This window comes from Hyphomonas pacifica (assembly GCF_000682675.1).
Taxonomy (GTDB): Bacteria; Pseudomonadota; Alphaproteobacteria; order Caulobacterales; family Hyphomonadaceae; genus Hyphomonas; species Hyphomonas pacifica.
Genome location: NZ_AWFA01000064.1, coordinates 1 through 2,637 on the forward strand (window position 1 = coordinate 1; position 2,637 = coordinate 2,637).

Annotated in this window: 2 protein-coding genes; both read right to left on the bottom strand. The window is 61.0% G+C overall.

Annotated features, from left to right (window positions below; all coding sequences use genetic code 11):
- Positions 1 to 340: TrbJ/VirB5 family protein (locus HY2_RS14600; RefSeq protein ID WP_034828941.1), on the bottom strand; the 340-nt coding region annotated here is incomplete at its 3' end.
- A 12-nt stretch (positions 341 to 352) separates the two neighbouring features.
- On the bottom strand, positions 353 to 2,637 hold a 2,285-nt coding region (trbE, locus tag HY2_RS14605; protein WP_034828943.1), incomplete at its 5' end, for a conjugal transfer protein TrbE.

The window sequence follows — 2,637 nt, forward strand, 5'->3', positions numbered from 1 at the left end:
GGTAGATCACTTCATAGTCGCGTTCGATTTCCTCAACGCCGTAGCCGATCCCCTCTGCGCGCCGCATGAGGTCGTCGATGCGGCGCATCCGGCGCAAAATGTCATCGGCGATCGAGTCGGGCAGCGTTTCGAGATCGCGCGCCATATTCTCCAGCATTTCAATCTCATGAGTGAGCTGTTGGATCTGATTGTTGATCTCCTGCAGTGCGCGGACCGCCTGGTAGATATTCTGGATATGATTGGCCGGGTCGTAGACCGTCCACTGCGCGCTTGCCGGCGGCGCGGTGATTGCCGTCATGGGAAACACGCAGAGGGCGGCGGAGAGAAGAAGACGTTTCATGGGGTGGGGCTCCTATTCGGAGGCGATGGCGTGAGCGGATGGGAAGGGATCGCTGGTTTGAGGCGCATGGCCCGGCCAGCGCGCCAGCAGGTCAGCCGCCCAGGGCAGGCCCTTTTCGTGGAGCCAGCATTCGGGGAAGTCTTCGCTTGTCGTTTCCGCCAACACGCGGTCGAGGAGTGCCTGATCTTCGGGTGAGGATGCACCACACACTGAGAGCGCAATCGGGCCGAGGCCGAGGTCAAAGACACGCGCGCCAAGCGGTGACTGGTAATAATAGTCGCGCTTCGGTGTCGCCCTTGAGATCAGTTCGATCTGGCGGGCGTTCAGGCCAAATCTTTCGTAGGTCTCTTTCGATTGCGGTTCCTGCGCGCGTTCGTTCGGCAGGAAAATCCGTGTCGGACAGCTTTCGACAAGCGCAGGCGCTATTGAGCTGTTGGCGATGTCCGCGAGGCTCTGTGTCGCAAACACGACGGACACGTTCTTCTTGCGCAGCGTCTTGAGCCATTCGCGGATACGCGCTGCAAATATTGGATGATCGAGAAAGAGCCAGGCTTCATCGAGAATGAGGAGCGTCGGATGTCCATCGAATCGGGCTTCGAGTCGGTGGAACAGATAGGTGATAACCGGGAGGGCTGCGCCCTTGGCATGCATTAGCTCTTCCATTTCGAAGCAGACCGTGTCTGCGAGCGCGAGGCTTTCATGGTCGGCGTCGAGCAGCCGTCCATGAGGGCCTTCGAGGGTGAAGGGATGAAGCGCTGATTTCAGCGTGTCGTCCTGCAGCATCAGGGTGAGACCTGTCAGGGTGCGTTCTTCTTCCGGGGCGCTGGCGAGAGACTGGATGGCTTCCCAAAGTCTCGCTTTCAGGTCAGGCGTCATCACGACGCCTTCACTAGCGCAAAGCCCCGCAAGCCAGTCGGCGGCAAAGCTCGCGCCGGTCTCATTGTCGATGTTTTTCAGGGGCTGAAGGCTTGGGGCGTCTCCACCGCCGAGATCGACATGCGCGCCGCCCATTGAGAGCGTCGCCGCGCGGGCCGAGCGGCCCTTGTCGAAGATGAAAACCTGCGCGCCATCATAGCGTTTCCATTGCATCGCCAACAGTGAGAGGAGGACTGACTTGCCTGCGCCGGTCGGACCGACAACCAGCGTGTGACCGACATCGCCAATGTGGAGGTTGAGGCGGAACGGGGTCGTGCCATCGGTCTGCGCCTGGATGAGCGCCGGGCTTTTAAGATGCCGGTTCGTCTCTTCCCCCGCCCAGACCGCTGAAAGCGGCACCATATGGGCGAGGTTTAGCGTATGCAGGATAGGCTGGCGGACATTGGCGTAAGGATGACCGGGTAAGCTACCGAGCCAGGCGTCGACGGCATTGAGCGTTTCCCTTATCGCCGTGAAGCCGCGGCCATTGATGATGCGCTCGGCGATGCAGATGTGTTCATCGACGGTGCGCCGGTCCGGATCGGCGACGGTGATCGTGGTCGTGACATAGCCATAGGAAACAAGATCAGACCCGAGCTCTTGCAGCGCGGCGTCGGCATCGCTGGCCTTGTTGTCGGCGTCATTGTCGACAAGGGCGGCCTGTTCATTGAACATGGTCTCGCGCAGGACCGCGCCGATGGACTTGCGCTTGGCGAACCAGTGACGGCGCTTCTTGCCGAGCACCTTTTCGGCCTGCGCCTTGTCCATGGCGATAAAGCGCGTCGCCCAGCGATATGCGAAACCCTGCCGGTTCAGCTCATCAAGGATGCCGGGCAGCGTTGAGGCCGGGAATCCGAGAATAGTCAGCGTTCTGAGATGCGCCTCGCCGATCATGGGTTCGAGACCGCCTGCGAAAGGCTCATCGGCCAGCACGGCGTCGAGAAAGACGGGTAGCTCGGGCGTGACGACCGGATGGCGTTTGGTCGAGATGGTCGAATGCAGATAGGTCAGCGTCTCATCGTCGGAGAGCCTTGCGATCTCGGCGAGACAGGTTGAGAGGAGATCGAACACCCTCTCGGCATGTTGTTGGAAGGTTTCCAGCCGATGACGCCAGGTCGCCGCGTCCTCGGTTTCGGCTCGCTGGATCAGGGCTTTTTCGGCGCGGCCCGTCGCATCGGCGGGCGGTAGCCAGAGAAGTGTCAGGAAGTAGTCGCTTTCAAAGCGGGCTCCGGCCTCTTCAGCCTGCAGGGCACGTTCCTTGTCGACGAGCCATGACAGCGCGTCTGGAAAGTCCGTCTCCGGATAGTCATGCACCTCGCCGCGCTGCGCCTCGAAGAAGAGCGCCCAGCCGGAGCCGAACCGGCGCAGCACATTATTGACCC